The 6,159-nt window shown below is 61.0% G+C and carries 5 protein-coding genes, 1 tRNA gene and 2 rRNA genes; 6 read left to right on the top strand and 2 right to left on the bottom strand.

The window, feature by feature from the left end; all coding sequences use genetic code 11:
• Both RTH46_RS05450 and rrf read left to right on the top strand, forming a co-directional pair.
• A 23S ribosomal RNA gene (locus tag RTH46_RS05450) occupies positions 1-131 on the top strand; the annotation flags it as partial.
• A gap of 147 nt (positions 132-278) precedes the next feature.
• A 5S ribosomal RNA gene (gene rrf / locus RTH46_RS05445) occupies positions 279-394 on the top strand.
• Between the two features lie 344 nt (positions 395-738).
• On the opposite strand, the gene RTH46_RS05440 is transcribed toward rrf, so the two are convergent.
• Together RTH46_RS05440 and RTH46_RS05435 are read right to left on the bottom strand one after the other, a co-directional pair.
• Positions 739-972, bottom strand: coding sequence for a hypothetical protein (locus RTH46_RS05440; protein WP_316905170.1), 234 nt, complete (start codon positions 970-972; stop codon positions 739-741).
• Positions 973-1,479: 507 nt separating this feature from the next.
• Positions 1,480-1,564, bottom strand: a tRNA-Leu gene (locus RTH46_RS05435).
• A 108-nt stretch (positions 1,565-1,672) separates the two neighbouring features.
• On the opposite strand from RTH46_RS05435, the gene queA reads away from it, so the two are divergent.
• The 4 genes from queA (at position 1,673) to secD (ending at position 6,158) form a co-directional block, all read left to right on the top strand.
• Positions 1,673-2,722: a tRNA preQ1(34) S-adenosylmethionine ribosyltransferase-isomerase QueA gene (queA, locus tag RTH46_RS05430; RefSeq protein ID WP_316905178.1), complete on the top strand. Its 1,050-nt coding sequence runs from the start codon at positions 1,673-1,675 to the stop codon at positions 2,720-2,722.
• Between the two features lie 14 nt (positions 2,723-2,736).
• A complete protein-coding gene (tgt, locus tag RTH46_RS05425) occupies positions 2,737-3,852 on the top strand; it encodes a tRNA guanosine(34) transglycosylase Tgt (protein WP_167409821.1) in 1,116 nt (371 codons plus the stop codon).
• 43 nt (positions 3,853-3,895) lie between these two features.
• Positions 3,896-4,231, top strand: a complete 336-nt coding sequence (gene yajC / locus RTH46_RS05420) for a preprotein translocase subunit YajC (RefSeq protein WP_008092587.1) — start codon at positions 3,896-3,898, stop codon at positions 4,229-4,231.
• A 64-nt stretch (positions 4,232-4,295) separates the two neighbouring features.
• A complete protein-coding gene (gene secD / locus RTH46_RS05415; protein ID WP_153787462.1) occupies positions 4,296-6,158 on the top strand; it encodes a protein translocase subunit SecD in 1,863 nt (620 codons plus the stop codon).
• Position 6,159: the final 1 nt, after the last annotated feature.

Genomic DNA, 6,159 nt, shown 5'->3' with positions numbered 1-6,159 from the left:
AAGANTGAGATCTCACTGGGATCTTGAATCCCCTGAAGGGCCGTCGAAGACTACGACGTTGATAGGTTGGGTGTGTAAGCGCTGTGAGGCGTTGAGCTAACCAATACTAATTGCCCGTGAGGCTTGACCATATAACACCCAAGCAATTTGAGCGAACGTGCCAAATTGTGGTGGTGAAGACGAAAGACCCGAAAATTCGCACCTTTCACAAAAGCACCACAAATCGCATATCCGAATTGGCCAGGAGTGTTCACAAGACATTCTCGGCAACCGAATTTCTTGACGACCATAGAGCATTGGAACCACCTGATCCCATCCCGAACTCAGTAGTGAAACGATGCATCGCCGATGGTAGTGTGGGGTTTCCCCATGTGAGAGTAGGTCATCGTCAAGATTCATTTCGCAAAACCCCTATCTGCGCATGCAGGTAGGGGTTTTGTCTTTTCCGCGGCCACAGCAGGCTGGTGTGGAACACCTGTAGGAGCGGGCTTGCCCCGCGATAGCTCTGGAAAGGCAACACTCTGGCAGTGAGGCTGGCCGGGCGGGCCTCATCGCGGGGCAAGCCCGCTCCCACGCTCTATGTATGAGGTATTAGTGCTGCATAGACAGCTGTGGCCAACAAGGTGTCCAGGAGCCTCATACAGGGCCGTTTAGAGCCTAGCCACCCTGTGTGCAGCCATGTTGCCCTGATAGTCCAATCGCGGGGCAGTCTTGTCCTCCAGCGTGGTCTCTCCCAGTTCAGTGCCTGACCTGCAGTTTGCTCAATGCCAACTCCGCCAATTGACGGGCGGCTTCGATCTTGTGGGTGGACGTCAGGGACAGGCCTCGGCCTATGTTCGTGAAGTGGGCGGGGGTGTTCAGGTGGATGATGGAGAGCGCGCAGAACAGCCGCTCCGAGATCTGGACCAGGAGGTCTTCCAGGGAGTGGGATATTTCGGTGGAAAGCGGTGGGTCGGGGACAATCTTCAACATGGTGTAATCCTTACTGAAGAGCTATCCACCATTGCTGTCAAACAAGTGGGTGGCAGCGTACGTGGGTTGACAGACCGGTCAGTAAGGAAACCCGGCGCACTCGAAAGTGCCCCACGTACAGCCGCCATGAAAGGCGAAGCCATGCGAGTTTATTACTGAGTCAGCCTGTCAAAGCTGATCGTTGATTCTGCAACGACCGGCCGAGACTAAAACCCGACCCAGACCACCGCAATGGCTTGAAAGGGCTTTGGAGTATGTTTGGGAAATGGACTACAGGGAATGGGGAAAGTCTTAAAGACTTGGGGGCAAGATTGAATCAGTGAGGCGGGCGCCACTGTCGTGGCGCATCGCTGGCAAGCCAGCTCCCACAGTGGGCGGCGCAGGGGCCAGGCACGGCGCATACCTGTGGGAGCCGGCTTGCCGGCGATGAAGCCAGTACGGTCGCCCAGGTTTCCCCGATTTCCAGGCACAAAAAAACCGACCATAGGGTCGGTTTTTTCTGGATTTTGGTGCCCCGAGGGAGACTCGAACTCCCACTCCTTTCGAAAACGGATTTTGAATCCGCCGCGTCTACCAATTCCGCCATCAGGGCTTGTCGCGGCGCAGTATAGAGAGGCGCATGAGGTCGGTCAATCGTCTTTCATGGTCAATTTTCATGCATTGGGCTAAACTTCCCGGCCCTGTCGAACCGAACATCATCATGCGCGTCGCCGATTTTTCTTTCGAACTCCCAGACTCCCTCATCGCCCGCCACCCGTTGGCCGAGCGTCACGGCAGCCGCCTGCTCGTGCTCGACGGTCAAAGCGGCGCGCTGGCCCACCAGCAGTTCACCGACCTGCTCGACCACCTGCGCCCCGGCGACCTGATGGTGTTCAACAACACCCGGGTGATTCCGGCACGCCTGTTCGGCCAGAAAGCTTCCGGCGGCAAGCTGGAAGTGCTGGTCGAGCGGGTGCTGGACAGCCACCGCGTGCTGGCCCATGTGCGCGCCAGCAAGGCGCCGAAAGAAGGCGCGGTGATCCTCATCGATGGCGGTGGCGAGGCCGAAATGGTCGCGCGCCACGAGACGCTGTTCGAGCTGCGTTTCACCGAAGAGGTGCTGCCCCTGCTCGAACGTGTCGGTCATATGCCGCTGCCGCCCTACATCGACCGCCCGGACGAGGGCGCCGACCGTGAGCGCTATCAGACGGTCTATGCCGAGCGCGCAGGCGCCGTGGCTGCGCCTACCGCAGGGCTGCACTTCGACGAGGCGCTGCTGGAAAAGATCGCCGCCAAGGGCGTCGAGCGCGCCTTCGTCACCCTGCACGTGGGCGCCGGCACCTTCCAGCCGGTGCGGGTCGACAAGATCGAAGACCACCACATGCACAAGGAATGGCTCGAAGTGAGCCAGGATGTGGTCGACGCCGTCGAGGCCTGCCGTGCCCGTGGTGGCCGGGTGATCGCCGTGGGCACCACCAGCGTGCGTTCGCTGGAAAGCGCGGCGCGCGATGGCGTGCTCAAGGCGTTCAGCGGCGACACCGACATCTTCATTTTCCCAGGCCGGCCGTTCCATGTGGTCGACTGCCTGGTGACCAACTTCCACCTGCCGGAGTCCACGCTGCTGATGCTGGTCTCGGCCTTTGCCGGTTACCCCGAGACCATGGCTGCCTATGCGGCGGCCGTGGCCAACGGATACCGCTTCTTCAGTTACGGTGATGCCATGTTCATCACCCGCAATCCGGCGCCACGCGGCCCAGAGGATCAAGCATGAGTCGCACCTGTCGAATGTCGTTCGAACTGCTGGCCACCGACGGCAAGGCCCGTCGCGGTCGGCTGACCTTCCCCCGTGGCACCGTGGAAACCCCGGCGTTCATGCCGGTGGGTACCTATGGCACGGTCAAGGGCATGCTGCCGCGTGACATCGAGGCCATCGGCGCCGAGATCATCCTTGGCAACACCTTCCACCTGTGGCTGCGCCCAGGCACCGAGGTGATCAAGAAGCACAACGGCCTGCACGATTTCATGCAATGGAAAGGCCCCATCCTCACCGACTCCGGTGGTTTCCAGGTGTTCAGCCTGGGCGCCATGCGCAAGATCAAAGAGGAGGGCGTCACGTTCGCCTCGCCCGTGGATGGCTCGAAAGTGTTCATGGGCCCGGAAGAGTCCATGCAGGTGCAACGCGACCTGGGCTCGGACATCGTGATGATCTTCGACGAGTGCACGCCGTACCCGGCCGAGCACGACGTGGCGCGCACCTCGATGGAGCTGTCGCTGCGTTGGGCCCAGCGCTCGAAGAACGCCCACGCCGACAACACCGCGGCGCTGTTCGGCATCGTCCAGGGCGGCATGTATCAGGACCTGCGCATGCGTTCGCTGGAAGGCCTGGACAACATCGGCTTCGACGGCCTGGCCATCGGTGGTCTGTCGGTGGGTGAGCCCAAGCACGAGATGATCAAGGTGCTGGACTACCTGCCAGGCCAGATGCCGGCTGACAAACCTCGTTACCTTATGGGGGTAGGCAAGCCGGAGGATCTTGTAGAGGGTGTGCGCCGCGGCGTCGACATGTTCGACTGCGTGATGCCCACGCGCAATGCGCGCAACGGCCATCTGTTCATCGACACTGGGGTGATCAAGATCCGCAATGCGTTCCATCGTCATGATGAATCGCCGCTGGATCCGACCTGCGATTGCTACACCTGCACCAACTTCTCGCGCGCCTACCTGCACCACCTGGACAAGTGCGGCGAAATGTTGAGCAGCATGCTGAATACCATCCACAACTTGCGCCACTACCAGCGCTTGATGGCCGGTTTACGCGAGGCTATTCAACAGGGTAAATTGGCCGCCTTTGTCGACGCCTTCTACGCCAAACGCGGGCTCCCTGTGCCGCCTTTGGACTGACTGTTTGCATCCATTATTAGAAAATTTGCATTAGGAGTGCACAATGAGCTTCTTGATTCCCGCCGCCTACGCGGACGCTGCAGCCCCTGCCGCCGGTCCAGCCGGTACCGGCTTCGAGTGGATCTTTCTGGTCGGCTTCCTGGTCATCTTCTACCTGATGATCTGGCGTCCACAGGCCAAGCGCGCCAAAGAGCAGAAGAACCTGCTGAGCAACTTGCAGAAAGGTGACGAAGTTGTCACCAACGGCGGCATCGCCGGCAAGATCGTCAAGGTTTCCGATGATTTCGTGGTTCTGGAAGTGTCCGACACCGTCGAGCTGAAGTTCCAGAAGGGCGCGATTGCCGCGACCCTGCCAAAAGGTACGCTCAAGGCTATCTGAGTTACCGGTTTCATTTTTCCAGTCGGGGCGCGCAAAGCGCCCCGCGTCTTGAACGGGCGGCGTGATGCTGAACAAATACCCTCTGTGGAAATACCTGCTGATCGTGGTGGTACTGGCGATCGGTTTTATTTATTCCGCACCCAACCTCTACCCGGATGATCCGGCGGTGCAGATCAGCGGCGCCAGTTCCGCGCTGCATGTCAGCCAGGCTGACCTCGATCGCGTCACCAAGGCGCTGACCGATGCCGGCATCGCGGTAAAAGGCGGCAACCTGGGCGAGAAGGGCAGTGCGCTGGTGCGCCTGACCAACCAGGAAGACCAGCTGCCAGCCAAGGATGTGGCGCGCAAGGCCCTCGGCGATGACTATGTCGTGGCCCTGAACCTGGCCCAGACCACCCCGCAGTGGCTGCGCAACCTGGGTGCCAGCCCGATGAAGCTGGGCCTGGACCTGTCCGGTGGTGTGCACTTCCTGCTGGAAGTGGACATGGACAAGGCCATGACTGCCCGCATGAAAGTCTACGAAGGCGAGGTCAAGACCTTGCTGCGCAAAGAGCGCGTCCGCTACCGCAGCCTGCCTCAGCAGGATGGCGGCATCATGCTGGGCTTCGCCGACGACGCTACCCGCGAACAGGCTCGCAGCCTGATCCGCAAGAATTTCAATGATTTCGAACTGACCACCACCGAGCGCAACGAGCTCGCCGTGCTGCGCCTGGCGCTGACCCAGGCCAAGGTCGCCGAAATCCGCGAATACTCCATCAAGCAGAACCTGACCACCGTTCGCAACCGTGTGAACGAGCTGGGCGTGGCCGAGCCGCTGGTACAGCGCCAGGGCGCCAACCGCATCGTGGTCGAGCTGCCGGGTGTGCAGGACACCGCCGAAGCCAAGCGTATCCTCGGCAAGACCGCCAACCTGGAGTTCCGCTTCGGCGCCGAGCCGGGTGCGTCCAAAGCCACCACCGAGGTGTTCGAGTTCCGCGAAGGCGGCCGCTCCGCCCCGGTCGAGCGCGGCCTGATCATCACTGGTGACCAGGTCACCGACGCCCAGGCCAGCTTCGACGAGCACGGTCGCCCGCAAGTGAACATCCGCCTCGACGGCCACGGCGGCGAGCTGATGAGCCGCGCCACCCGCTCCAACGTCGGGCGCAGCATGGCGGTGATCTTCATCGAGCAGAAGCCGGTCACCCACTACGAGAAGCAAACGGTCAACGGCGTCGAGAAAGACGTTGCGGTCCAGAGCTTCAAGGAAGAGAAGAAGATCATCAGCCTGGCGACCATCCAGTCGCCGCTGGGCAGCCAGTTCCGCATCACCGGCCTGAACGGCCAGGGTGAGTCGTCCGAGCTGGCCCTGCTGCTGCGTGCCGGTGGTCTGGCTGCGCCGATGTACTTCGCCGAAGAACGTACCATTGGCCCGAGCCTGGGTGCCGACAACATCACCAAGGGTATCGATGCATCCCTGTGGGGCATGCTGTTCGTCTCGCTGTTCATCATCGCCATCTACCGCGGTTTCGGTGTGCTGGCCACTATCGCGTTGGCGGGCAACATGGTCCTGCTGCTGGCGTTGATGTCGCTGCTGGGCGCCACGCTGACCTTGCCGGGTATTGCCGGTATCGTCTTGACCATGGGTATGGCGGTCGACGCCAACGTGCTCATCTTCTCGCGTATCCGCGAAGAGATCGCCGCCGGCATGTCGGTGCAGCGCGCCATCCATGAAGGCTTCAACCGCGCCTACTCGGCAATCGTCGACGCCAACCTGACCACCTTGCTGGTCGGCGGCATCCTGTTCGCCATGGGTACCGGCCCGGTCAAAGGCTTCGCGGTCACCATGTCCCTCGGGATTTTCACCTCGATGTTCACCGCTGTAATGGTGACTCGTGCGCTGGTCAACCTGACTTGCGGCGGGCGTGACATCAAGAAGCTGTGGGTTTGAG

The organism is Pseudomonas sp. zfem004, assembly GCF_032621715.1.
Lineage (GTDB): Bacteria > Pseudomonadota > Gammaproteobacteria > Pseudomonadales > Pseudomonadaceae > Aquipseudomonas > Aquipseudomonas sichuanensis.
This window is presented reverse-complemented; position numbering and strand designations above follow the sequence as displayed.

Bases quoted from the DNA above. Each gene is read 5' to 3' on its own strand.
- RTH46_RS05440 (WP_316905170.1), bottom strand. From the start codon at position 972: ATGTTGAAGATTGTCCCCGACCCACCGCTTTCCACCGAAATATCCCAC.
- yajC (WP_008092587.1), top strand. From the start codon at position 3,896: ATGAGCTTCTTGATTCCCGCCGCCTACGCGGACGCTGCAGCCCCTGCC.
- tgt (WP_167409821.1), top strand. From the start codon at position 2,737: ATGTCGTTCGAACTGCTGGCCACCGACGGCAAGGCCCGTCGCGGTCGG.
- secD (WP_153787462.1), top strand. From the start codon at position 4,296: ATGCTGAACAAATACCCTCTGTGGAAATACCTGCTGATCGTGGTGGTA.
- queA (WP_316905178.1), top strand. From the start codon at position 1,673: ATGCGCGTCGCCGATTTTTCTTTCGAACTCCCAGACTCCCTCATCGCC.